This is a genomic window from Mammaliicoccus sp. L-M44 (genome assembly GCF_022386355.1).
GTDB lineage: Bacteria > Bacillota > Bacilli > Staphylococcales > Staphylococcaceae > Mammaliicoccus > Mammaliicoccus sciuri_A.
This window is the reverse complement of record NZ_JAJNIU010000015.1, coordinates 24,797-49,806: the sequence shown is the minus strand read 5'-3', so window position 1 is coordinate 49,806 and position 25,010 is coordinate 24,797. Positions and strand designations below refer to the sequence as shown.

Genomic DNA, 25,010 nt, shown 5'->3' with positions numbered 1-25,010 from the left:
ATATTCACTCCTATTAATTAATTTGATCTACTTCTTTTGATTTTTGATTTTGAATATTAAAAGGAAATTTATTATGTTGGTAAAGTGTGAATAGTACTAAACCTAACCAAGCAAGGATAATAACACCTTTTATAATATTGACTGTTGCTTCACTGCTAATTAAAGTACCTAATAACACGCTACTATTTGTAAATATGATCAGACCGCCGACAAGTACCGCTAAAACATACACTGGTAAAGTCTTCACTAACCATGCTGAGAACGGTGCTGCTACGACGCCACCAAATGCTAACGCAACGACAAGTAAAATGTTTATTTGACTCCAACCTAAGAAGATAATAAATCCTAATGAAGTTGAAATTGTCACAAAGAACTCACTCGCTGAAACTGTTCCGATAACATATCTTGGTTCAATTTTATTTCTTGATAGTAATAATGGCGTGTTAACTGGACCCCAGCCACCACCACCAATTGCATCTAAGAATCCTGCAATTGCACCTTGTGGAACAAGTAATAAAGCTGAAAATCTTCCATCTTTCACTTGTTGGTTTTGCTGTTTTTTAAATACAAATTGATAAATAATATATATCCCCATCGACAATAAGAATAATGCGATGAATGGTTTAATAAAATCACTGTGCAAGTTACTCAATACACCCGCACCGATAAATCCAGTTATCGCACCTGGTAAAGCAAGCTTTAAAATGATGGACTTATCAACATTTTTAAACTTTAAGTGTGAAAGTCCTGATGCTGCTGTTGTTGCCACTTCTGAAAAATGAATGGTTGCAGATGCGATAGCTGGTGCCACTCCAAAAGTTAATAGTAATGATGAAGAGGTTGCACCAAATCCCATCCCAAGAGAACCGTCTATAAGTTGTGCTAAAAAACCTACTAATGCAAATATCGTTAACTTTCGCATAAGCTACTCCTCTCTGGCTTTCTATTTAAGTTGTCGTTTCAACCAATTGATGAATTTATTTTGCTCAATCGTATCGAAATATTGATGAGACAAAATATATTCTAATAATTGGTTTTTTTCTGTTTGATCTATTTCTAGTGATTTAATGATTGTGCGACATTCATATAAAAAATCTACATATTCTGTATAATCTACTGAATATTGTTGATCTAAATCTTTCAAAATATTACGCACTAACTTTGGGCTTGCACCATTTGATGTGACGCTTATCTGCAACTTACCTCTATTTAATGTCCCAGGAAATATCACATTGCCATCTTGTGCATCACCGACCATGTTGATTAGACAATGTTTAGGGGCATTATCTTTAATGACATCGGTTATTTCTGGTGAGTTCGTGGCATTTATAATAAAATCAACATGTTCTATATCAGATATTTCAAAGTCCTTTTTGTGCCATTTCAATTTCCCTTCAATTTCATACTGCTTTAACTTGTCAGTAAGTTCTGGTGAAATAACGTGAATCAACGCTTCACTATTTATTAGTGCGTTCACTCTACGTTCAGCAATTTTACCGCCACCAATAACTTTGACGATTTTATCTTGTAAATCTAAATTGATTGGAATGTATGCCACAATAAATCATCCTTTAATCTGATATTTAAACTGTTTGAGTCGTTAGTGTTTCTAACACGCGATCTTTCAATGCTTCTTGTATCGATGGATGATGACCTAAATGTTCGCAAACGATGATGTCGCTTTTCGTATTATGTTCCGCTACTGTTTGCTCTATATGACGCTCCAAGACACCTGTAAACCAAAGATACGGTGCAATGAATACTTGTGAATATTCTTCATGTAATGCATCTTGCAAAGCTTCTTCAAAAGATGGCTCACAGGCAGCTAAGTAACACACTTCTACATTTTTAAATGTTGTCGTTTCGTATAAGGATTGACCTATAGCTGTAATATCTATCTTCGTTTGCGGATTATAACTGCCTCTTCCAACAACAAGTAATTTAGCATCTTCTTGAATCGCAACTTTCGTTTCTTCAATACGTTCTTTAAGAATGGCTGTTAATCTTGATTGAACACCTAAAGGCTCTCCATAAGTAAAAGTTACTTCTGGATATTGTGTCTTAATTTCATCTATCTCTTTCGGTATATCTTTAAAATAGTGACCTGCACTTAGTAACAATACGGGTATAACGGATATCTCGGTTGCACCTTTCGCTATAAGCTTTTCAACGCCTTGATGAATATCTGGTTGTGCTAATTCTAAGAAACAAATTTCTTGTAACGGTATATCAATAGACTGTTTCACTGATTCAATAAAAGAAATTGCCTCATCTGTCGCTTCTTTAATTCTGCTACCGTGACTGACATATAACACGCCTATCATTGTATCCCTCCAGTATTATTAAATAAGTTGTGGAACGTTCTGTTCTGATGCCACTTCTTCAAACCAGCTCATGCGATCTCTCAGTTTGACGACTTCTCCAATAACAATCATTGCAGGGTTTGTAATTTGATATGATTTCTCTACGATGTCTTCTAAAGTCCCTGTCACTGTGACTTGTTTCTGTGAAGTTCCACAATGAATTAATGCTACTGGTGTTTGAATATCTTTACCGTGTTTCACTAATAATTTTTGAATGTCAGGCAACTTCTTTACACCCATATAAATACAAAGTGTTTCTGGTCCTAGTGCTAAGTGTTTCCAATATTCATCTTCATCAACACTGTCTTTCATAACACCTGTTATAAAGGCAACAGATGAACTATAATCTCTATGTGTCACTGGAATACCAGCATAAGCTGGTGCTGCAACACCAGCTGTAATACCTGGAACTACTTCGAACGGAATATCATAGTTCTTTAATGTTTCTGCTTCCTCGCCACCACGACCAAAGATAAATGGATCGCCACCTTTAAGTCTTGTTACGGTGTAACCTTCTAGAGAAAGTTTTACGAGCAATTCATTAATTTCATCTTGAGTCAAAGAATGTTTATTCGGACTTTTACCGCAATAAATCATTCTCGTGTCTTCAGTTGCATAATCTAATAATGCTTTATTGACGAGTCGATCATATAATATGACATTAGACTGTTTAATGGCTTTAATACCTTTAACCGTTATTAAATCTGGATCGCCCGGTCCAGCACCAACCAAGAATACTTTCCCCATTCTTACACCCCATTTTCTGATTAACTATGGAAGTCTTGCCCTGATTGCACTTCTTTAATTATGCCTTTACGGATAACAAAGTCTCCAAAGTGTTCTCCATCATTTTTTTCTTTACCGTATTGAATCAGAATTGGTTTTAAGCTTTCTAAAATCTCATCTTCACCAATATTTTCTTTAAATAATTTATTTAAACGATTTCCAGTGAATCCGCCACCAAGGTACATATTATATTTACCTGGCGCTTTACCGATAAATGCAATTTCAGCTAATGCTGGTCTTGCACATCCATTTGGACAACCTGTCATTCGAATCGTAATTTCTTCTTCATTTAAACCTGCTTCATCTAAAAGTCCTTCAATTTTATTGATCAGTGTTGGAAGGTAACGTTCTGATTCAGCCATCGCTAAACCACACGTTGGAAATGCAACACATGCCATTGAATTTCTTCTAAGTCCTGTATAATGTTCACCGTCTGTTATGCCATATTGATCTATAATTTTTTGAATTTGTTGTTTTTTACTTTTGGCAACATTGGCAATAATTAAGTTCTGGTTAGGTGTTAGACGGAAGTCACCTGTATGAATTTCAGCTATTTCTCTCAGTGCTGTCTTCAATTTGTAATCAGAAGTATCTTTGACACGTCCATTTTGAATAAATAATGTGAAGTGCCATTTTCCGCTTCCTTCAGTCCAACCGTATCGGTCACCATTATGTTTAAATTCAAATGGTTTCGCCTCTTCAATTTCCCAACCTAAACGTTTATTCAATTCTTCACGAATAAAATCAACACCAACACGATCAACAGTATATTTAAATCGTGCATTCTTTCTGTTTTCTCTATTACCATAATCACGTTGGATAGTTAAAATCTTCTCACAAACATCTACCGCTTCTTCTTTAGGGAAGTAGCCTAATAGACGTCCTACTTGAGGGTATGTCTTCGTATCACCATGTGTCATACCCATACCGCCACCGACCGTTACATTAAATCCGACTAATTGATCATCTTCAATAACTGCAATCAATCCGATATCTTGTGAATAAACATCAATATCATTTGATGGTGGTACAGCGATACCGATTTTGAATTTTCTTGGTAAGTATGTCTTACCGTACATTGGTTCTACTTCTTCTTTCGTATCGACTATTTTTTCATCGTCTAACCAAATCTCGTGATATGCACCTGTTTGAGGTGATAAGTGATCACTTATTTTTGTAGCAAGTGTATCTACTTCTTTGTGCACGCCTGATTGATATGGATTTGGATTACACATGACGTTTCTGTTAACGTCACCACATGCTGCTAATGAATCCATGACAGCATGGTTGATACTTTGCATTGAACTTTTTAAGTTTCTTTTTAAGATGCCATGGAATTGAAACGCTTGTCTTGTTGTCAGTTTGATTGTGTTGTTAGCGTATTCTGTTGAAATATCATCCATCGCAATCCATTGATCAGCAGTAGCCGTACCACCTGGAACTCTTACTCTAATCATGAAACTATATGCTGGTTCTAACTTTTGTTTACGACGCTCATCACGAATATCCCTATCATCTTGCATATAGCTACCGTGGAATTTAAGTAATTTTGTATCGTCTTCAGCTATTGCACCAGTTATTTCATCTGCTAAACCTTCTTTAATTGTTCCTCTTAAATAATTACTTCTATTCTTAATGTGTTCCATTTCATCTAATTTGTCGGATAAATTAGTTTGAGTGCTCACAATATTGCCCCCTCTTAATAAATATCTCTTTGATATCTTCTCTCTTTTTTCAATTCAGTTAAAAATGCTTCTGCTTCTTCTTCGTTATAATGTCCTTCTTTTTGAATGACATTTAAAATGGATTGATGCACATCTTTAGCCATATGTTTTTCATCTCCACATACATAGATAGCTGCACCTTCTTGAATCCATTGATAAAATTCTTTACTGTTTTCTTCAATTCTGTGTTGTACATATACTTTTTCTTCTGAATCTCTCGAGAACGCGACACTTAATTTATCAAGCACGCCATCTTTCAACCAACCTTGCCATTCTGTTTGGTATAAAAAGTCTGTCGTAAAGTGTTGTTCGCCGAAGAATAACCAAGCTTTATTAGTAAGCTCTAATTCTTCTTTTTCTTGAATATATGATCTAAATGGTGCAACACCTGTACCTGGACCAATCATAATGACTGGCGTTTCACTTGTTTTAGGGAACTTAAAGTTCGGATTCTTCTTCAAGTAAATTGGTACTGTATCACCAGGTTGTAGTCGTTCTGCAAATTGTACTGAGCAAACACCTTTTCTATCTCTATCATGAGAATGGTAACGAACTGCTCCAATCGTTAAATGTACTTCATCAGGTGCTGCTTGATGACTACTTGCGATTGAATATTCACGAGCTGGCAATTTTCTCAATATTTGATGCAAAGCATCTGGTTGTAAATCTTCAGGTGGAAAATCGTTTAATAAATCTATAAAATCACGACCTTCAACGTATCCATAAATCCATCTATCTTTTTTAACTTTTTCAGATAACACGCCATTACCAAAGATATTCGCAGCTTTTGTGACGATTGGTTTAGTTAATTTTGTAATTTCGAAATGATTAGTTAATGCATCGCGTAAAGTTAATGTATCGCCTGAATCATTAATTGGTACGATTTCTTCTGGGTCCCAAACAAGTGTTTCAATTAACTCTGATACAATTTCAGGATCATTTTTCGGGAATATGCCGATACAATCACCTGGTTCAAATGAATCATTGAAACCTTCTAAAGAAAGTTCGATATGTCTAACTTCTTTATTTGAACCTCTACCGTTCAAGTTAATGTTTTCTAAAATTTCTGCTTCGTATGGATTAGAGCGTGAATACGTTTGAGTAGCTGATAAATCTTCAGCATCTAATTTAACGGGTTCTTCTGCTGTTTGACCTGATACTTGGCCGATTGAATTTAAAATGTCTTCCATCCATTTTTCAGCAGGTTCATCAAAGTCTAAATCACAATCTACTCTTGGATGTATTCTCTCTGCACCTAACTCTTCTAATCTCTTATCAAAATCTTTACCAGTCTGACAGAAGAATTCATACGATTCGTCTCCTAGTGCTAACACTGAGAATCTCACATCATTCAACTTAGGTGCCTTACGACTATGTAAAAACTCATGGAACGTAATTGCGTTATCTGGTGGATCTCCTTCTCCATGAGTCGCTGTGATAATAAATAAATCTTCTACTTTCTTTAAATCTTTAGTCTTAAAATCTTCCATACATGCAAGATTGACATTGAATGATTTTTCTTTTAATTTACTTTCTAACGTTTCAGCTAAACCTTGAGCATTACCTGTTTCAGAACCAAACAATACTGTAATATCTCTCTTCTTAAACTTAGGTTCACCGCTCACTGCTGTAGATTGCTCAACTACAGGTGCACTTGCTTGATCACCTTGTACGACTGACGCCGATAAGTAACCACTCAACCAAATCTTTTGTTCATTTGTAAGTGTTGCAAATACTTGATTTAACTTTTCTGACTGCTCTTGATTAAAAGGGCTATTTGTTACTGATAATTCCAAAGATGTCACCTCATCCTGTCCAATTATTTAAGTTTTAAATACTATTCTTATGGGAATAGTCTGATTTATGCTAAAAAAGATTAATAAATCTCTTAATTAGATTACTTAGGTTTATTATTTACTGTATGCAAACCACATTCAGTTTTGTTGAAATTCGTCCATCTTCCTTCACGTGAATCACCTGAAGAAGATACTTGAGCTGTACAAGGAATACATCCAATACTTGGATAATTAAAGTCATGAAGTTCATTGTAGGTTAAATCGTGGCGTTCGATATATGCCCATACATCGTCCCAAGTCCAATAAATTAAAGGACAAACTTTTATAGATTTAAATCTTTCATCTTTATTAATAAAATCGGTATTTTGTCTACTTGGAGATTGTTCTCTTCTTAATCCTGAGACCCAAGCAGTAGCGCCCGATAATACTTCTTCTAACGGTTTAATCTTTCTGATATAACAACATTGATTCGGGTCACTTGTCCATAGTGCCGGTTCATATTGATCTGCTTGTTGCTCTAGCGTTAAATCTGGCTTTTTAAGTTCAATATTTAATGTTGGATATCTTTCTTTCACACGGTCAATCAAATCGTAAGTTTCTTGAAAATGTAAGTCAGTATCTAAGAATACAATTTTGGCATCTGGTTTAACTTTTGATATTAAATCTATCAAAATCATACCCTCTGCCCCAAAACTACATGAATATACGATAGAATCTCCATAATGTTCATACGCCCATTTAATTATTTGATATGCACCTTTAGTTTCATCGTCAATATCAATATCTTTAAAAGGATCAGTGTCAAAACGTTCATATGTTAACACTTCGGTCATGATATATAACGTCCTCCTTATGCTTATTTCTACAAGCTTTTTAAGTTTAAAATCAATGTTTTTATTAGAAATTATTTAAAACAGATAAGTTTACTAAGAAATAATAAATTATGTTGATTAGCATACCCGATACAGCATATGATGTCAACTGTTCTTTTTAAATTTTCAGTCAATTTAATGAAGAAATTATTCATTCAAAATGATAGTTGTTGCGAACACTTCAGTGTTAGATTGTTTTAAAAAATTAAGATATAAAAATTTCCAACAAAATCATGAGATTTTGTTGGAATTTTCTTTATAAGTTATCGTCTTCTTTTTCTGCTCGTACTTGAACGATTCTTAATGATCGTCGTTCAACTGCTTTTAATTTTTCAGCTCGTTCTTCTAATTTAATTCGATCTCCGCCTAGTGTCCGGATAAATGAAACCATCATCATCACAAATATAACAGTTAGAGGCACACTCGCTAATATGGATGCCGTCTTCAAGACGTCTAAGGCTCGTTCTCCACCTACTAACATTAATGAAAATGGTAATAAGCATAATGCAAACGCCCAGAATAAACGATTTGCTTTTAATGGTTCGTCTATGACTTCTTGTTGAGTTGCTGCTGCTAATATATATGATCCTGAATCAAATGTTGTTGCTAAGTATAAGAATGCTGAGATTAAGAATAGGACAATCATTACTTTTGGAAATGGTAATTGATGCATCACTTCTATTATAGTGGCTTCAGCGCTATGTTGATTCAAGTATTGAATGACATCAAATTGTCCTGAAATTTGTAAGAACACTGCATAGTTACCAAAGATACCAAAGAATAATACACATCCTAAAGTTCCATAAATAATTGTACCTAATACGACTTCTTTTAACGTACGACCTTTGGAAATTCTGGCAATAAATAAGCCAATAAATGGTGCATATACTAACCACCAAGACCAATAGAATATCGTCCAATCTTGTGGGAAGTTTGTTTCTTTTCTATCACCAATACCTCCAAATGGTTCTAACCATGTTGCCATTCTAAAGAAATTCTTCAACATATTTCCTAATCCTGATACAGTCGTTTCCATAATAAATATCGTTGGTCCAACAATCAGTACGATTCCTAAAATTAAGAATGTTAGCCAAACGTTAATATCGCTTAATTTTTGTATACCTTTTTTCAAGCCTGTATAAGAACTAAATGCAAAGATGACCGTAATGATGAGTAAGATAATACTTCTCATAACCATATTTTCACCGTCAAGTCCTGTGAGTCGCTCTATCCCTGCAGAAATCATTGGCACACCTAGTGCTAATGATGTCGCCGCACCTCCTAACAATCCAAAAATAAATAAAATATCTACAATTTTACCGAGTAATTTATCTGTTTGACCTTTTAAAATTGGTCTACATGCTTGGCTGATTTTATAGATTGGTTTCTTCTTAACAAATACTAAATAACCAATTGGCAAAGCAGGTAACACATAAATCGCCCAAGCTATTGGCCCCCAATGAAACATGCCATACATCGTTGCATATTCGAGTGCCTCATCCGTCATACTACCTGCACCATAAGGCGGCACTTGATAATAGTATGCCCATTCGATGACACCCCAGTATAAAATGTCTGAACCGATCCCCGCACAAAACAGCATCGAAATCCAACTAAAATTATTAAATTCAGGTTTATCACTTGCTTTACCTAAAGTGACATTCCCGTATTTCCCAAACGCTATGTATAATACAAATGCAAAAACAATCAATCCAAGTAATAGATACCATGCTCCTAATGAATCCGAAATAATATCATTGATACTTGTGATGACTTCTTGACTAGCTTTAGGGAATACCATCATCGGTATAACAGCGATAAGTAATACTGCAACCGTCCCATAAAATGTCCACCAGTCCATTACTTTATGTTTCTTCACTTCTGAACACTCCTCGTTGTCGATTAATGTACATCGTTAAATAATCATTTTTAATGAACACGATGATTTAAATCACAATGAAGACGATATAGAAGTTTTAATAAAAATGCAAATTACATACAATGAAAAGCATCATTACTTATGAATAAATATATATAAACCTCATTTTATAATCATTATAAATATTGCTATAACGGTTGTGTTAAGTTAAAATTTAACGAACGTAACGAATCTAATGTTCTTTTATTATGTATTTTTATACATGTTTTACGAATATAAATTTATATAAAAAAGAAGGAAATATGACATGAATTTTGCCATATCTCCTTCTATATCTCATTAAATATAAGTGGTCATTAAATAAAGTACTGGTAACATAATCGCACTGAGTACAGCTGTTAAAATCATACCAATTGTACTAAACGCACCTGCTTCAATATTAGATTCCAAAGCTTTTGCTGTACCAAACGCATGTGAAGCATTACCATACGTTAAACCTTTTGCTAAATCACTTGTAAACTTCGCTTTACTAATATAAAAATTACCTAAAATACTACCAATTAAACCTGTCGCTATAATAAACATAACTGTTATCGTATCTGTTCCACCCATTTGGTGAGACACTTCAATACCTACTGCTGCTGTCATCGATCTAGGTAAAATTGTGACAATCGTTGAACTTGGATATCCCATTAAAAAGAGAACTCCATAAATAAGAACAAAGTTAACCATGATACCAGCTAATACACTTGAAATAATAATTTTGAAGTTCGCGACAATCAACTTTCTATATTTATATAACGGATACGCTAAACTCACAACTGAACAGTCTAAAAATTGATGAATCCATGAACCGCCTACCATGTAGTCTTTGTAATTCATACCTAATACTAATAAAATAGTGACAATCATAATTGAAGCAATCAGTGCAGGGTTGAGTATAGGATGTTTGTATTTAATTTGTAGTTTCTTAGCGATGATAAAACAAGCTAATGTTAAAAGTACCATCAATAAAGATTGTATAATCATGATGCATTCTCCTTATCCGTTTTATTAATATTTAAAAACTTCTCACAAACATAACCAGATGACAGTGCTACCAAACTTGTACTCACTATGAGTAACACGACCATAATGATATAACCTGGTCCAATCTGATCTGCAATATCCATAATGCCTACGATGGAAGGCACGAAAAATAAAATCATAACATTAATTAATTTATTAGCACCGACTTCTATCCATCGTTCAGGTAAAATACCTGTTAGAAGTAATAAAAATAATAATGCTAGTCCAACAATACTACCTGCAATTGGTATATGTAATATTTCTTGAAGCCATTTACCAATTTGAGTAATCATATATATGAGAGATACTTGAAATAGTATCTTTATAAACAATTTAATCATATGCGCTCACCCTTTTAATAAGACGTCATAGACAATATTATAGGACGGTTCAAAGTATTAATAAAATACATATTATCGATTTAACATATTCCACTTCGGAATAGTTTGATTATATTTTATTGTTCAAAGCAAAAAACAGGCTAGAACATTATGTTCCAGCCTGTTTCTTGATTAGTGATTCTTTTAGAAATAATATCCATTCTTTCGTAACTCTGTTAACATAGGCACCCTTTTTCCAAATTAATCCGAGATGCCAATATATCTTTTCACCTTCAAGTTCAATCATTGTCACATCATCACTCATTTGTTCAGCAATACTTTGTGGCACAATAGACAGACCAAGTCCTCTTTCTATCATATTGCTGATAAAGGTAAGCTGTGATATTTTAGCAACTGTCTTTGGATAGAAACCCTCTTTCCTGCAGTTCTCAATAATCATATCTCTTAAATAATAGTCATCGTGAAACAAGACAAATTCTTCATCTTTCAATTCTCTGATTGAAACTTGATGTCTCTTGGCAAGTTTATGTGACTTATTCACTACTAAAAACAATTCCTCTTTATAAAGTGACACGCTGTTATATTTAGATGAGTCTACTGGTAATGTCGTCACACCAATATCTACTTCATCTTTATTAATATAATGTTCTACCGCTTTACCGCCACCTTCAGTAACTTCGTATGTGACGTTAGAATATTTACCATGAAAATTCTCGAGACTATCTGTTATAAGATCCACTTTAATCATAGGCGACAAACCTAATCTAATATGTCCACGTTGCACTTCAAAGATATCATTCAGTTCGAGCGTCAAATGATCAAACAGCGTTAAGAATTCTACCGCTTTATCGTAAAATACTTCGCCAGTATCTGTTAGTTTAATGTGTTTTTGTGAACGATCAAAAAGCGTGACATCAAATTCGTTTTCAAGGTTTTTTACAGCTTTACTAATTGTAGATTGCGCTACAAATAAATGTTCTGCAGCTTGGGTCATACCACCATTTCTAACAATTTCCACAAAATATTTTAACTGTTTAAATTCCATTTGCTATACCTCATTTCATGGATTTCATGACAGACTTAAAGCGAACAAATAAATACGATAAGTATAATAATCGGAATGATATATCTCATTAAGAATTTCCATAATTTAAACCATTTTAAAGACAGTTGATTACCCATTTGGAATTCTCGTTTTACGATAGCTTGATCCATTCTAAACGAAATAAATATTGCGATTAGTAAACAGCCAATTGGTAATAATATGTTGCTCACTAAATAATCTGTTGCATCAAATATAGACTTTCCAAAAATCGAAACATCTGCAAGAACACCATATGATAGTGATGACGGAATACAAGCGATAAATGTCAATAAGCCTAATATCCATACTATTTTTGAACGCGATCTTTTGCCTTCTTTTTCGAAAGCTGAAATGATAATTTCAAATTGACTAAATGAAGAAGTCAATGTCGCAAATAAGAATAACAGTAAAAATAACGTTAAGAATACTGAACCAAATGCCATTTGACCAAATACATTAGGTAATACGATAAATAATAATCCAGGACCTTCAGTAGGTTCTAATGAGAATGCAAATACAACTGGGAATATCGCCATTCCTGCTAATATAGACACGATAATATTCATAATCGATACTGACATAGCTGACGTTGGTAAGCTTTCTTTTTTACTTAAATATGAACTATAAGTAACCATACATGAGAATCCAACAGCTAAAGCGAAGAATGACTGACCTAACGCATATAATACGCCTTCAGCTGAGAAATCTTTAAAGTTGAAACTAAAGAAGAAAGATAAACCTTCAGACGCACCTTCTAAAGTTACTGCTCTCACAACAAGAATAATAAAGAATATAAATAATAAAGGCATTAATACATTATTGGCACGTTCAATACCTTTTTTAATACCAAAGTTTAACACAACAACATTCATCAATATAAAGACAAACACACCGATTAATACAGTAAATGGTTCTCCTATAATTTGTTCAAAGACTTTACCGTAGTTTGTACCATCAGATATAAGATTGCCTGTTAATCCCAATGCTGTATAGATTGTAATCCAACCACCTACAACACTGTAAAAGGATAATAATAAGAAACATCCAATAACACCAAGTCTGCCCGTTATTCTCCATGGTGATTTAGGTGCTAGCGTATCATAGGCCGCAACAGCTTCTTTGTTTGTTGCACGTCCAATGATAAACTCCGAAATCAACATCGGTAATCCGATAAATAATGTAAATATAATAAATAACAATAAGAAGGCGCCACCACCGAATTGACCTGCAACATAAGGAAATTTCCATATTGCGCCAATACCGATTGCAGCACCTGCTGATGCCATAATAAATCCTATCTTAGATGACCATTGATCTCTTTGATTGACCATGTTATCACTCCATTCAGTTCTTCCTTAATTGAAGTATAACGTAAATTAATCATCTACACAGTAAGAATTTTTATGACATTTGTTCTACATCTGTAAATATACTGCCCATTTTTATAGCAGCATTATCCGAAAACATTAAATCTAAATTATCTTGAGATTCTTGCGCGTGTTCTTCAGAAGCTTTGTACATTTCATCTTCGTAAGCTGCTATCACATCTTCTAAATTGTCATGATTTTTAAATGCACGTGCTAATAAATACGCATCATATAATGCTGTATTAACACCTTCGCCAGCGAATGGGCTCATAACGTGAGCGGCATCACCTAACAATGTCACATTCGATTGTCGTTCCCATTTGAAACCAATTGGTAATTTATAAATTCTTCTAAATAAAGGTTGATCATCAGCGTATGAAATGTATTTTAAAAGCTCTTTATCCCAATCTTTAAAATCTTGTAATAAACGTGATTTTAGTTGGTCAGGTGACAAAGCTTTATACGTATCTAAATCTTTATAAGGCATGCGATAAGTGACATAAACTTTAATTGATCCATCACCGTTAAATTGCCCGAGTATAGCTTGATCACCGCCAAGCGCCATGATTTTACCATTCTTATTAAAAGTGACTTTAACTTTATGATTATCTAACGTTTCTATTGCTTTAAATTCATAATGGTAACGGATGTTTTCTGGATTAATTTCGTTAAGAATCATATCGCAAAGTTCACCACGATCAATCTCTGGTCTTCCGCCTTCACCTTCTGCATCATCTTCAAAATACAATGTGCCATCTGGTCCTAGAATTTTTGTATCTTCGCCTTCAAATCTTGCCATACTTTTAAATGTTTCAATAAGACCAGCTTCTTTAATCGGCAATTGTCCGGATTCTTCGTGAATGTCTAACGAACCACCTCTATTGCCATTAATATTGCGCTCACCTTTTTCAAATATCGTAAATGGAATCCCTTGTTTCTGTAATAACAAACCGAGCATTAAGCCACTAGGACCTCCACCTATAATTGCGACTTTATTATTTTTATTGCTTTTCAACATGTTTACCTTCTTTTTAGTTTTTATATAAGTTTTTTGCTTTTTCTTTTGTTTCATTTATAAATGATTCGAATTTCGCTTTTTTCTCATCATCTTCCATTGCTTTAATATCAACATTTTGGAATCCTTCTAATCGTTTCGTAAATTCATCTTGATCGATGTTTTCATTTAAAAATGTTTCGCCTTCATCTGTAATTGTATAAACTTTTTTATTACCATCTTTAGAAATTGATACAAAGTCTCTATCTTCTAACATTTGTAAAATTGGATAAACTGAACCTGGACTTGGTGCATAGAATCCTTTAAACCTTTCTTCTAAATCTTTAATGACTTGATAACCATGTTTCGGTTCTTCTTTTAACATTTTTAAAATAATAAATTGTAAGTTCCCTTTCTTAAAGAAACGATCTCTTCCCGGATGACCGCCAAAACCTTTACCAAAATCAAAGCCATCACGATTCATCATATGACCTCTGTGATTGTTAAATCTTCCCTCAAAATTTCTTCTAAACATATAATCACCTTTCTTCTTTTCGATATATCGGAATAAATTTTATCGACATCTTTTCACACCATATTTTTTACAATTTTATGTAATTTTCATGGAATTCCCTAATACTGAGAATGTTTCTCATATAATATAATTGAGATATATAGAAGGTAAATATTTTAAAGGAGGTCATTACATGATTACTAAAGAGCGTCATGTTGCTGATGTCGTAACAGATATTCCAAAGTCTGCTGATATTTTTCGTAAATACGGTATCGACTTTTGTTGTGGAGGTGATGTATCCATTGATGAAGCCGTTTCTAATAATAAAAAGGTCGATTTAGAAACATTGTTAAATCAACTCAATAGCATACCTGTCGATCAACAAAATGGTGGAATTGATATTAAATATTTAGATGCTTCATCACTTATTCAGTACATTCAATCTCGATATCACAAAGCTTTGAGAACTGAATTTCAAAACTTAACACCTTATGTTACAAAGTTGGCTAAAGTTCACGGTCCAAGTCATCCATATTTATTAGAACTAAAGGACTTATATACTAAATTGAAGTCTGCATTATTAGAACATATTGACGAAGAAGATCATCAGTCGTTCCCTAAACTTTTAGATGTATCAGCAGGTAAACAAGTTGATCAATTAAACGAAACGATTACATCTTTAGTTGATGAACATGATGAAGCTGGACAATTATTACGAGAAATACGTGCCATCACAAACGATTACCAACCACCTCTAGAAGCATGTGGTACTTGGAGACTTGTCTATCAACGTTTAGAACAATTAGAACGCGACACACATGAACATGTTCATTTAGAAAACCACGTATTATTTAAGAAATACAAACATCTACTTTAAAAACTTTTTAAAGGAATGATTCATTATAAAGAAAGAAGTAGGACATACATTTTTAGCAAAGTTAGGTAAGAAAAGATTAAGACCTGGTGGAAAAATTGCGACAGATTGGCTCATTAAAAAAGGGCATTTCACGAAAGATAAATATGTATTAGAAGTTGGATGCAATATGTGTACAAAAGCTATGCAAATTGCAAAAACTTACGGATGTAGAATTGAAGGTGTCGACTTAAATGCTAAAGCTCTAGAAAAAGGTATTAAAAATGTATCATCTGCAAACTTATCTCATTTAATTAATGTTCAAAAAGCTAATGCGATGAACTTACCATTTGAAGATGAACAATTTGATATAGTATTAAATGAAGCGATGCTTACAATGTTGCCAATTAAAGCGAAAGAACAAGCATTAAAAGAATATTATCGCGTCTTGAAACCAGGTGGCATCGTATTAACACATGATATCGCCATTATTAACGTTAAATCTAAAGATGAAATTATCCATCATTTAAGCGATGCCATTAACGTTAAAGTAACCCCACTACCAACAGCAGAATGGTATAAACTTTATCAAGATGCTGGTTTCAAACAAATAGAATCGCACATTGGTGCGTTAACACTTATGACACCAGCTGGTATGATACGAGACGAAGGTGTATTTGGTACACTTAAAATTTAAAAAAATGCCTTAAAAAAAGAAAATCGCTCTATGTTCTTTAATATGTTTAAAACAATGAAACGATATAAAAAAGATATGAATTATATTGTTCATGCTGTTAGGAAATAACCGTCTCAACAGATATAATAGTTATAATATAACTATTAACTGAATTGGAGATGTAAACATGAAATTAAATAAAATGGACCATGTAGGTATAATCATTGAAGATTTGGAATCTGTTAAAGAATTTTTTAGTACGTTAGGATTGGAACTAATTGGAGAACAAAATATTAACGGTGAATGGATTGGCAATATTTATGGTGTAGATGCTTTAGAAGCAAGCATTGCTATGATGAAAGTTCCTCACGATGAAACAGCTATAGAACTCATACAATTTCGTGATCAATCATCAACGACTAACAAATCTATACATTTCCCAAGAAATATAGGTGCTAGTCATTTTGCATTTTCAGTTCAAAATATTGAACAAGTTGTAGAACAATTGGCCACAACATCTTCTCATGTGATTGGAGAAATTACGCAATTCGAAGACATCTACAAATTGTGTTATATCAAAGGTCCAGAAGGCATTTATATCGAATTAGCAGAAAAACTCAAATAAGTTATGATAAAAACATTTTGGAAATCAAGATAAATGGTTTCTAAAATGTTTTTATTTGTATTTTAGTGGAATATTATATATAATAATTGTAAAAAAATAGGAGGTTGATAGATGGAACTCACACTATATAACAAGGCAATCTTTGGTCGAATAGATGCCAATCAAGACACCCAAGAAATTTATCGACAAATCCAAGGAGAAGAAGGTGAACAAATTGTACAACAAATGTTAGATAAAGAACTTAAGTTAAATTATGTACATAACATTGAATTAAATATAAAGAACCAAATTCAACTCGATTTCCTCATTGTAGATGATGATAAGATGATTAATTTAGAAGTTAAACACTATAAAGGCGACTATTATATCATCGATAATCAAATGAAAAATAGTTACGGAAATATATTCCAAACCCCTTTTTCACAAATGAAAAGAGCTGAATATGAACTCGAACTGATTAAATCACATCTCAATATTAAACGAGATATTATATCTTATCTCGTATTTACAAACCCCACATTTACACTTCACTCTGACATACCTAATCGTAAACAGGTACTGTTACCAACAGAGTTACACAAAATTCCAAGGCTATTTAATAATTTTAAAGTAGACGAAAATAGAGCCATCCTCAATAAAATCAAAACACTTAAGCAAGACTTTTCCAAGACCTATCCTAGACATATGATTCCATTCGAGCAAATCAAACCAGGCTTAAGATGTCCACATTGCCGTAAAATCAACCAAATACAATTAGATAAACGAATGAGATTCGGTCATTGTATGTATTGCTCAAGACAGATACAGAGACAGTTACTTTACTTAGAAAATTTAAAAGAATTATACGTATTAAAAAATGAGCCATTTACATTGAAAGAAGCAGAATTGTGGTGGGGATGCGCATGCTATCAGAAGAGTATGTAAAAGTCATTTTAAAAAGAAAGGAAAACATAAAAGTTATTTTTATTTATAGAATATTACCTTCTTAAGTATGAAATTTGGGCTCTTCTTGGCTTTACTCCTTCTTTAAGCCAAGACTTAGGCAATCTCTTGGCTTTACTACCTCTTTAAGCCAAGATTTGAGCCCAAATTTATAAAATGACTGTATGTTTTTGTATATTTCTAATTTTTAAAAGTGAATCTACAGACCCCATCTCCCTAGATTCACCCCCCTCAAAAATTAAAACCATGGTATCAGCACTCAAGCTGAAACCATGGTTTTATTCATGCCCACCATATATTTCCTAATGATTCGTTTATATTCACTGTTTGTAAATTATGTGCTGCTTTTTGGAATCCTTCTTCTACTGACATGATTGGGTCTTCATGTTCTATACTCACTACATAATCATATCCATTGATTCTCAATGCACTTATAATATCTCCCCATACTTGTGGGCTATGTCCATAACCGACTGTTCTGAATGTCCAAGCTCGTGTTTGAACTGAACTATACGGCTGCATATCTGTTAATCCGTACATATTGACATTTTCTTGGTCGATATAAGTATCTTTTGCATGAAAATGATGAATCGCACCAGCTTTACCTAAAATTTTAATAGCTGCTATCGGATCAATGCCTTGCCACCATAAATGACTCGGATCTAAGTTCGCACCAATCGCATCGTTTGTCGCTTCTCTAAGTTTTAAAAGTGTATGTGGTGTATGTACTGAGAATCCAGCATGTAGTTCAATACCTATTTTAACGTTGTGTTCTTTAGCAAACTGCGCCGCTTCTTTCCAATAAGGTATCAACTTCTTCTCCCATTGCCACTCTAATATTTCTGAGTAAGCTGTTGGCCACGGTGTTACTGGCCAGTTTGGATGTTTAGCGTCTTCATCTGACCCCGGTATACCTGAAAATGTATTAACAACTGGGACACCTAGAATTGAAGCTAATTTTACCGATTTAATAAATGTCTCATGTGCTTGTTTAGCATGTTCTTTATCTGGTGAAACAGGATTGTCATGACAACTAAATGCACTGATTTCTAATCCGCGTTTCTTGATAGCATCCATAAATGCTTGTCTTTTACTTTCATCTTCTAACAATTCATCTACATTACAAAAATGGTTACCCGGATTCCCACCTGTACCGATTTCGACCATTTTCAATCCTGAATCTGCAACATGATCTAACATTTCTTCAAACGTTTTATCTTGAAAAAGTACTGTAAATACACCAATTTTCATATGTAACACCCCTTATTTTAATTTAACACTCGTACCTTGTTCACTACTTTCATAAATTGCATCTATTAATGCACTCACGCGTCTTGCTTCTTCAGGTTTCACGACTAGCGACTCTAGTCCTAAACAACTGTTCACAAAGTTTAAAGTCTGACGTTCTGCAGCAATATTTTCATTATGTTCAGCATATGCTTGTTCGTTGAAAAATGTACCAAATCGAGGTTGATAAATTTCAAATGGATAAAGGTTAATGCCACCATCTACACCAGACATACTTAAGTGAATTTTATCTTCTTTAATATTCGCAGACCATGAGCATTCAAACTGCATCGTTGAACCGTCTTCAAATGTTATAAATGAAGATACATGATCATCTACTTCAAACGTTTCATGATCAAACGTTCCCCAATCATTGATTTGATTAGGTGTCTGACTTAAACGGTTGTACGTCTTGCCTAATACTTCGACTGGTTTCGCATCAGTTTGTAACCATAAAGCAAGGTCTAATAAATGGCATCCGTAATCAATTAGACTGCCGCCACCTTGAAGTTGTTTATTTGTAAACACACCCCAACCTGGCACTTTTCTTCGACGCAATGCTTGTACTCTCGTTACAAGCGAATCACCTACAACACCTTCATCAATTGCACGACGAGCTGTTATTGCAGCATCTGTAAAGCGATAATGATAGCCTATTGCGAGCACTTTACCGGATTGATTTGCCGCTTCAATCATTGCATCACATTCTTCTCGATTCATAGCCATTGGTTTCTCACAAAATACATGTACACCTGCATTTAACGCTGCAACTGTTATTTCTGCATGAAATTTATTTGGTGTACATATGACGACTGCATCTACACTTTTAAACATCTCCTCATATTCTGAAAAGACATTTGGAATTTGAAATTGTGATGATACTTTTTTAGCGAGTTCTTGATTAACATCTTGTACACCAACAATTTCAACTAAGTGATTTAATTTTTGTAAAGCTGGTATATGTCTGTTTTGTGCGATACCGCCGACACCTATAACACCTAGTTTAAGTTTATCCATAAATATAATCTCCTATTTTATTTCTTACTAATTTCTTCTAAAGGTTGTGCGTTACCATATTGATGTTTAGGTGTGCGGTCATTTTTCGCCCACTTAACAGCATTTTTAATAACTTGTTGAATTTCTTCATTATAATAAGTAGGGTAACTTTCGTGTCCCGGTCTAAAATAAAAAACCTTTCCGTTTCCGCGCTTAAATGTCGCACCACTTCTAAATACTTCTCCACCTTCAAACCAACTAATAAATACTGTTTCATCTGGTGCCGGTATATCAAAGTGTTCGCCGTACATTTCTTCTTTTTCCAATTCAATATATTGCCCTAATCCATCTGTAATTGGATGTGTTGGATCAACTACCCAAAGTCGCTCTCTATCATCTGCTTCGCGCCATTTTAAATCACATGTCGTTCCCATCAAACTTTTGAATATTTTAGAGAAATGTCCAGAATGTAACACGATAAGACCCATACCATCTAGTACACGTGCTTTTACTTTTTCGACGATTTCATCTTTCACTTCATCATGTGCTTTATGACCCCACCATAACAAGACATCAGTCTCAGCTAAGACTTCATCCGTTAATCCATGTTCCGCTTCATCTAATGTTGCTGTTTTAACGTCATGTTCTTCGCCTAAAAATTCAGCAATAACATTGTGAATACCATTAGGATAAACTGCTTTAATTTCTTCACTTTCTACTTCGTGTCTATATTCATTCCATACTGTTATGTTCATTAATAAAACCCCTTCTTAGTCAAAATATACTGCTTTACCTGTCTTAGCTGATTCATAAAGTGCTTCTAATATTTGTGTAATCACAATTGCTTGTTCTGGTTTCACAACAGGCTCTGTATCATTAAGAATACTGTCAATCCAACTACGTGCCTCTACTTCAGCTTCGTCTACTTTTTCACCTTCATAAAAGTCAACGCCTTTATTTTCAAGTTCTACTTGCGTTGTATATAAAGAACCAAAGTCTTCTCCGTGGATTCTTAAGCCATCTTTCATATCGGCACCGCCTTCAGTACCAGATAATGAACATTTTGCTTCATCTACTTCTAAAGAGTTTAACGCCCAACTTGATTCAAGCATGATTGTTGCACCATTTTTCATCTTAATAAAACCGAAAGCTGAGTCCTCTACTTTGAACTTTTCAGGATCCCATGGTCCCCATGCATTAGCTGCATTTTCTTTCTTACCTAATTTATGGAAAGTTGAACCCATTACTGATTCTGGTTCGTAATTATCCATCATCCATAATGTTAAATCGAGTGCATGTGTCCCAATATCAATTAAAGGACCGCCACCTTGTTGTTCTTCATCTAAGAAGACACCCCAAGTCGGCACTGCTCTACGACGAATAGCATGTGCTTTTCCGAAATAAATATCTCCTAAGTCACCACGCTCTGTCGCTTTATGTAAATATTGACTGTCAGGTCTAAATCTATTTTGATAACCAATCGTAAGTTTCTTGCCATTACGTTTAGCCGCTTCAATCATTTCTTGTGCTTCTTCTGTCGTCTTGGCCATAGGTTTTTCACACATAACATGTTTACCTGCATCTAATGAAGCAACCGTTAATTCCTTATGAGAACTGTTCGGTGTACATACATGAATGACATCAATAGCATCATCCTTTAAGAGTGATTGGTAATCTTCGTAAACTTTCGCATTCTCCGTACCATATTCCTTAGCTGCTGCTTGTGCTTTATCAATATCAATATCACAAAAAGCAACAATGTTCACTTCAGTTATTTTTTGCAAACTCGGTAAATGCTTACCATTCGCAATACCACCACAACCAATAATTCCTACATTCAAACTCATATGTACAACCCCTTTTATGTATTTATGCGACAGTTAATAATATTAAGCAATCGCTTACATTTTGTTTATATAACTATGTTAAAATAAAAAACAATAAACACCAACGAATAACACTTGTAAAGACACTTATATTTTACATCTGAATATATTTTCATAAGTTAAAAATATTTTCAGTATGATAAATAGAAAAACAACTGAATTATGTGAAGTAAAAGACCACAAACAAAATCGCATATTATAAAAATACCACCTCATTTCTACCTGATTTAATCAGCAAAATGAGGTGGTACTTATTTATATTTTCACTTCAGTTGTTTGTGTGTATGAATGTTCTCCGAGGTTAATCATGGATTCTGATATATTTCGTGAATGGTAACCGATTCTTTCGAGGATGGATATCATGTCGATATATACAAGGCTACCTTCTGGTGAACATTCTCCAGAGCTTAATCTCTTGATATGTTTTTTACGTAAGTCATGCTCTAGTACATATGAGTCTTGGCTTCGTTTCACAACTTCGTCTTTTTTCAGATTGTCATAAACATCAAATACTTCAAAAGTTTTTTCATATGAAATTTTTACGTGATCATATAATCGTTCGATACTTTCTTCTGCTTTTGATGAAATTTGAATATCAGCTGATTGTTTCTTCTGCAATTCTTCTAAGTATGATTCTGTTAAAGTTGATACTTTCAATATTGTTCTATTAACATCATATAAAACAGATAGCCTTTCAGCATCTTTAGCTGATAGTTTCTTCTCAGATAATTTATTTAAATATTGACGTACATTATCATACATATTATCTACTGCAAGGTGTTTATCTTTATGCTTTTTAATTGCTTTTTCATCAATATTTTCAACATTATTCAACATTGAAACAGTCATTTTACCGATATTTTGAATTTCATCTTGAGCCTCTTGAAGTGCGATACTAGGCGCTCGATTAATTAAATTATTATCAAGATATTTCGGTTTATACTTCTCATTTACATCTTCACCTGGAATGATTTTCGTTACAATCCAAGTTAATGCAAAGATGAATGGTAGTTGTATAAGTGTATTTGTTACATTGAATGTTCCGTGTGCAAATGCTATAACCATTTTTGGATTTAAATTCATAGCGTGTTGAATCCATTCCATCGCCATTTCATAAAATGGTAAAATTAATAAGAATATTGTCGCACCGATAACATTAAACATAACATGCGCCATTGCAACACGCTTAGCAGCGATAGAGCCTGCTAAACTTGCTAATACAGCTGTAATCGTCGTTCCAATATTATCACCTAATAAGATAGGTAATGCACCATGCAATGAAACTAAATCATTTGTATAGAAACCTTGTAAAATACCAATCGTTGCACTTGAACTTTGCACGATTAACGTCACAAATGTACCTGCAAGTACACCTAATATCGGCGTAGAAGACATATCTAACATAATTTGTTTAAAGCCTTCTAAATTAGCAAGTGGTTTCACCGCACCACTCATTAATTCTAGACCATAGAATAGTGATCCAAATCCGAAGAAAATCATACCGATATTTTTAACTTTTCTTTTTTGAATGAAGAAAATTAAAAACGCTCCTAATGCTAGTATTGGTAAAGCATATTCACCAATGTTAATCCCAATAATAAACGCTGTGACCGTCGTACCGATATTGGCACCCATGACAACACCTATTGCTTGTCGCATCGTCATAAATCCAGCACTTACGAGTCCGATTGTGATAACCGTTGTTCCCGAACTACTTTGTATTAAAATTGTCACGATCATACCTGCAAGTACACCCATAATAGGATTACTTGTAAATCTATTTAATATACCTCTTAATCTATCTCCTGCTGCTGCTTGTAAGCCATCGCCCATTTGTTTAATGCCGTATAGGAAGATACCTAAACCACCGATGAATGTAAAAATCATTTGTAATGCCGAGAGTTCCATAACACACCTCTTTAAAGTTATTGTAACCATTGTGAATAATAAACTATAATTGTTAAGCTAATGTAAATTTTTAATTAAATTTTATTAAAATTATGATTATCTTTCTATTTTTTATTTTTAAAGGGTTTTCATTATCGATTTCTGGCAATTATTAATTAAAAAGTTCTTCTATATTATGATGCATTTTAAAAATCATCATACGTTCACCTGTACGTGAACTTAAATCTGTATGGAAACTTTTGACGTCTTGTTGGGTAATATCAAATATCATTTGGTATAAATGTTCCATATCTGATTCTACTAATTTTGAACGTGTCCGTTTTATACTCAATAAACCTTCTTGTGTTTCACATACGCTATATTCTGCAGGTGTAAGGACACCTTGTAAATCAACAATAATCATATCTCTTAAAATATCTGTCTTAACAGATAGAGAGCCTCTACCTAGATATTCTTTTTCCCATTGTGTAATGGCTTTACTAATTTTTGATTCACATGCTCCTTTAGTCATTTCCATATTTGTCTCTCCTTAATGCTAATTTTGCTTTATGTTAAATGTTCAGCAATTGTTTCAATATTATTTTGATTGATGGTCATACCGTTTATTGTAATACCAGATGGTATTAGTGGATGATTAGACACTTGATGAATGCTTTGTTTAATACTTTGATGAATATCACTTTCACCATTTAACCATTCATGAATATTGTCACTACTAAACTCAGGCTTACAATTTTCAAATAAGTAATCAAGTGTTTTAATTTTTTCTGTATGACTTTTGACACTTTCAGGTAATGCGATCACTTGTTTATCGTCTGACTTTCTAATGATATAAACATTCTCTATATCATATTCGTAAATCGCGATAATAATAGACCGCATCACATCACCATATGCATGCGCAATTTCTGCCTGAAAGCTTTGTATCGACATCACATGATTTGGGTTGAAATTTAAAGATTCTACAAGTTGGCTTTCTAGATGTGTATTTAAATCAGATAGTATGAGTATATTTTTTTCATCATTCATATTATACATCCTCTCGAGTC

General features: G+C 33.7%; 24 protein-coding genes and 1 pseudogene. 4 read left to right on the top strand and 21 right to left on the bottom strand.

Annotation, left to right across the window (positions count from 1 at the left end; genetic code table 11):
- Positions 1-13: 13 nt before the first annotated feature.
- The 14 genes from LQ611_RS09385 to LQ611_RS09320 form a co-directional block, all read right to left on the bottom strand.
- A complete protein-coding gene (locus LQ611_RS09385) occupies positions 14-922 on the bottom strand; it encodes a sulfite exporter TauE/SafE family protein (RefSeq protein ID WP_025907279.1) in 909 nt (302 codons plus the stop codon).
- Positions 923-943: 21 nt separating this feature from the next.
- Positions 944-1,558 (bottom strand): NAD(P)-binding protein, encoded by a 615-nt coding sequence (locus tag LQ611_RS09380; protein WP_107590460.1) that lies wholly within the window; start codon positions 1,556-1,558, stop codon positions 944-946.
- Between the two features lie 25 nt (positions 1,559-1,583).
- Positions 1,584-2,324, bottom strand: coding sequence for a sirohydrochlorin chelatase (locus LQ611_RS09375; RefSeq protein ID WP_107617804.1), 741 nt, complete (start codon positions 2,322-2,324; stop codon positions 1,584-1,586).
- Positions 2,325-2,342: 18 nt separating this feature from the next.
- Positions 2,343-3,110: a uroporphyrinogen-III C-methyltransferase gene (gene cobA, locus LQ611_RS09370; protein WP_239709539.1), complete on the bottom strand. Its 768-nt coding sequence runs from the start codon at positions 3,108-3,110 to the stop codon at positions 2,343-2,345.
- A gap of 20 nt (positions 3,111-3,130) precedes the next feature.
- Positions 3,131-4,834: an assimilatory sulfite reductase (NADPH) hemoprotein subunit gene (gene cysI / locus LQ611_RS09365; protein WP_374229791.1), complete on the bottom strand. Its 1,704-nt coding sequence runs from the start codon at positions 4,832-4,834 to the stop codon at positions 3,131-3,133.
- A 14-nt stretch (positions 4,835-4,848) separates the two neighbouring features.
- Positions 4,849-6,669 carry an assimilatory sulfite reductase (NADPH) flavoprotein subunit gene (locus tag LQ611_RS09360; protein ID WP_119475091.1) on the bottom strand — a complete coding sequence of 607 codons (1,821 nt, stop codon included), beginning with the start codon at positions 6,667-6,669 and terminating at the stop codon, positions 4,849-4,851.
- 101 nt (positions 6,670-6,770) lie between these two features.
- Positions 6,771-7,502 (bottom strand): phosphoadenylyl-sulfate reductase, encoded by a 732-nt coding sequence (locus LQ611_RS09355; protein ID WP_037590199.1) that lies wholly within the window; start codon positions 7,500-7,502, stop codon positions 6,771-6,773.
- Positions 7,503-7,797: 295 nt separating this feature from the next.
- Positions 7,798-9,420 (bottom strand): BCCT family transporter, encoded by a 1,623-nt coding sequence (locus LQ611_RS09350; RefSeq protein WP_107590457.1) that lies wholly within the window; start codon positions 9,418-9,420, stop codon positions 7,798-7,800.
- Positions 9,421-9,759: 339 nt separating this feature from the next.
- Positions 9,760-10,449, bottom strand: a complete 690-nt coding sequence (locus LQ611_RS09345; RefSeq protein ID WP_037560312.1) for an LrgB family protein — start codon at positions 10,447-10,449, stop codon at positions 9,760-9,762.
- On the bottom strand, positions 10,446-10,829 hold the full coding sequence (locus LQ611_RS09340; RefSeq protein WP_048540515.1) for a CidA/LrgA family protein: 384 nt from the start codon (positions 10,827-10,829) through the stop codon (positions 10,446-10,448). Before LQ611_RS09340 ends, LQ611_RS09345 begins: the two co-directional genes overlap by 4 nt.
- Before the next feature lie 148 nt (positions 10,830-10,977).
- Positions 10,978-11,874: a cidABC operon transcriptional activator CidR gene (cidR, locus tag LQ611_RS09335; RefSeq protein WP_107565373.1), complete on the bottom strand. Its 897-nt coding sequence runs from the start codon at positions 11,872-11,874 to the stop codon at positions 10,978-10,980.
- Positions 11,875-11,909: 35 nt separating this feature from the next.
- Positions 11,910-13,244, bottom strand: a complete 1,335-nt coding sequence (locus LQ611_RS09330; protein ID WP_025907258.1) for a sodium-dependent transporter — start codon at positions 13,242-13,244, stop codon at positions 11,910-11,912.
- A gap of 70 nt (positions 13,245-13,314) precedes the next feature.
- Positions 13,315-14,295 carry an FAD-dependent oxidoreductase gene (locus LQ611_RS09325; RefSeq protein WP_481817047.1) on the bottom strand — a complete coding sequence of 327 codons (981 nt, stop codon included), beginning with the start codon at positions 14,293-14,295 and terminating at the stop codon, positions 13,315-13,317.
- Positions 14,296-14,311: 16 nt separating this feature from the next.
- The gene (locus tag LQ611_RS09320) at positions 14,312-14,809 is read right to left on the bottom strand and encodes a PadR family transcriptional regulator (protein WP_204166964.1); all 498 of its coding nucleotides are present in this window, start codon (positions 14,807-14,809) and stop codon (positions 14,312-14,314) included.
- A 172-nt stretch (positions 14,810-14,981) separates the two neighbouring features.
- Here LQ611_RS09320 and scdA point away from each other — a divergent pair, with 172 nt between their 5' ends.
- The 4 genes and pseudogenes from scdA to LQ611_RS09300 all read left to right on the top strand — a co-directional run bounded on the left by scdA (position 14,982) and on the right by LQ611_RS09300 (position 17,866).
- Complete coding sequence (gene scdA / locus LQ611_RS09315; RefSeq protein ID WP_025907252.1) at positions 14,982-15,665, top strand: iron-sulfur cluster repair di-iron protein ScdA; 684 nt, start codon at positions 14,982-14,984, stop codon at positions 15,663-15,665.
- 25 nt (positions 15,666-15,690) lie between these two features.
- Positions 15,691-16,446: pseudogene (locus LQ611_RS09310) on the top strand (class I SAM-dependent methyltransferase).
- Positions 16,447-16,504: 58 nt separating this feature from the next.
- Positions 16,505-16,942: a VOC family protein gene (locus LQ611_RS09305; protein ID WP_107565369.1), complete on the top strand. Its 438-nt coding sequence runs from the start codon at positions 16,505-16,507 to the stop codon at positions 16,940-16,942.
- Positions 16,943-17,053: 111 nt separating this feature from the next.
- On the top strand, positions 17,054-17,866 hold the full coding sequence (locus LQ611_RS09300; RefSeq protein ID WP_239709536.1) for a nuclease-related domain-containing protein: 813 nt from the start codon (positions 17,054-17,056) through the stop codon (positions 17,864-17,866).
- A gap of 300 nt (positions 17,867-18,166) precedes the next feature.
- On the opposite strand, the gene LQ611_RS09295 is transcribed toward LQ611_RS09300, so the two are convergent.
- The 7 genes from LQ611_RS09295 to LQ611_RS09265 all read right to left on the bottom strand — a co-directional run bounded on the left by LQ611_RS09295 (position 18,167) and on the right by LQ611_RS09265 (position 24,990).
- Positions 18,167-19,135, bottom strand: a complete 969-nt coding sequence (locus LQ611_RS09295) for a sugar phosphate isomerase/epimerase family protein (RefSeq protein ID WP_025907246.1) — start codon at positions 19,133-19,135, stop codon at positions 18,167-18,169.
- Positions 19,136-19,147: 12 nt separating this feature from the next.
- Complete coding sequence (locus LQ611_RS09290; protein ID WP_182476214.1) at positions 19,148-20,188, bottom strand: Gfo/Idh/MocA family protein; 1,041 nt, start codon at positions 20,186-20,188, stop codon at positions 19,148-19,150.
- A gap of 17 nt (positions 20,189-20,205) precedes the next feature.
- On the bottom strand, positions 20,206-20,922 hold the full coding sequence (locus LQ611_RS09285) for a ThuA domain-containing protein (RefSeq protein ID WP_239709535.1): 717 nt from the start codon (positions 20,920-20,922) through the stop codon (positions 20,206-20,208).
- A 15-nt stretch (positions 20,923-20,937) separates the two neighbouring features.
- Entirely contained in the window at positions 20,938-22,014 is a 1,077-nt protein-coding gene (locus LQ611_RS09280) for a Gfo/Idh/MocA family protein (protein ID WP_107565367.1), read from the bottom strand.
- 294 nt (positions 22,015-22,308) lie between these two features.
- On the bottom strand, positions 22,309-23,961 hold the full coding sequence (locus LQ611_RS09275) for a Na/Pi cotransporter family protein (protein WP_107565366.1): 1,653 nt from the start codon (positions 23,959-23,961) through the stop codon (positions 22,309-22,311).
- A gap of 151 nt (positions 23,962-24,112) precedes the next feature.
- Positions 24,113-24,478 (bottom strand): Na-translocating system protein MpsC family protein, encoded by a 366-nt coding sequence (locus LQ611_RS09270; protein ID WP_025907236.1) that lies wholly within the window; start codon positions 24,476-24,478, stop codon positions 24,113-24,115.
- 29 nt (positions 24,479-24,507) lie between these two features.
- A complete protein-coding gene (locus LQ611_RS09265; protein ID WP_025907235.1) occupies positions 24,508-24,990 on the bottom strand; it encodes a carbonic anhydrase in 483 nt (160 codons plus the stop codon).
- Positions 24,991-25,010: the final 20 nt, after the last annotated feature.

Bases quoted from the DNA above. Each gene is read 5' to 3' on its own strand.
- LQ611_RS09270 (WP_025907236.1), bottom strand. From the start codon at position 24,478: ATGGAAATGACTAAAGGAGCATGTGAATCAAAAATTAGTAAAGCCATT.
- LQ611_RS09275 (WP_107565366.1), bottom strand. From the start codon at position 23,961: ATGGAACTCTCGGCATTACAAATGATTTTTACATTCATCGGTGGTTTA.
- LQ611_RS09345 (WP_037560312.1), bottom strand. From the start codon at position 10,449: ATGATTATACAATCTTTATTGATGGTACTTTTAACATTAGCTTGTTTT.
- LQ611_RS09320 (WP_204166964.1), bottom strand. From the start codon at position 14,809: ATGTTTAGAAGAAATTTTGAGGGAAGATTTAACAATCACAGAGGTCAT.
- LQ611_RS09385 (WP_025907279.1), bottom strand. From the start codon at position 922: ATGCGAAAGTTAACGATATTTGCATTAGTAGGTTTTTTAGCACAACTT.
- cidR (WP_107565373.1), bottom strand. From the start codon at position 11,874: ATGGAATTTAAACAGTTAAAATATTTTGTGGAAATTGTTAGAAATGGT.
- cobA (WP_239709539.1), bottom strand. From the start codon at position 3,110: ATGGGGAAAGTATTCTTGGTTGGTGCTGGACCGGGCGATCCAGATTTA.
- LQ611_RS09300 (WP_239709536.1), top strand. From the start codon at position 17,054: ATGGAACTCACACTATATAACAAGGCAATCTTTGGTCGAATAGATGCC.
- LQ611_RS09280 (WP_107565367.1), bottom strand. From the start codon at position 22,014: ATGAGTTTGAATGTAGGAATTATTGGTTGTGGTGGTATTGCGAATGGT.
- LQ611_RS09290 (WP_182476214.1), bottom strand. From the start codon at position 20,188: ATGGATAAACTTAAACTAGGTGTTATAGGTGTCGGCGGTATCGCACAA.
- LQ611_RS09375 (WP_107617804.1), bottom strand. From the start codon at position 2,324: ATGATAGGCGTGTTATATGTCAGTCACGGTAGCAGAATTAAAGAAGCG.
- LQ611_RS09340 (WP_048540515.1), bottom strand. From the start codon at position 10,829: ATGATTAAATTGTTTATAAAGATACTATTTCAAGTATCTCTCATATAT.
- LQ611_RS09330 (WP_025907258.1), bottom strand. From the start codon at position 13,244: ATGGTCAATCAAAGAGATCAATGGTCATCTAAGATAGGATTTATTATG.
- LQ611_RS09305 (WP_107565369.1), top strand. From the start codon at position 16,505: ATGAAATTAAATAAAATGGACCATGTAGGTATAATCATTGAAGATTTG.
- scdA (WP_025907252.1), top strand. From the start codon at position 14,982: ATGATTACTAAAGAGCGTCATGTTGCTGATGTCGTAACAGATATTCCA.
- LQ611_RS09285 (WP_239709535.1), bottom strand. From the start codon at position 20,922: ATGAACATAACAGTATGGAATGAATATAGACACGAAGTAGAAAGTGAA.
- LQ611_RS09355 (WP_037590199.1), bottom strand. From the start codon at position 7,502: ATGACCGAAGTGTTAACATATGAACGTTTTGACACTGATCCTTTTAAA.
- LQ611_RS09265 (WP_025907235.1), bottom strand. From the start codon at position 24,990: ATGAATGATGAAAAAAATATACTCATACTATCTGATTTAAATACACAT.
- LQ611_RS09295 (WP_025907246.1), bottom strand. From the start codon at position 19,135: ATGAAAATTGGTGTATTTACAGTACTTTTTCAAGATAAAACGTTTGAA.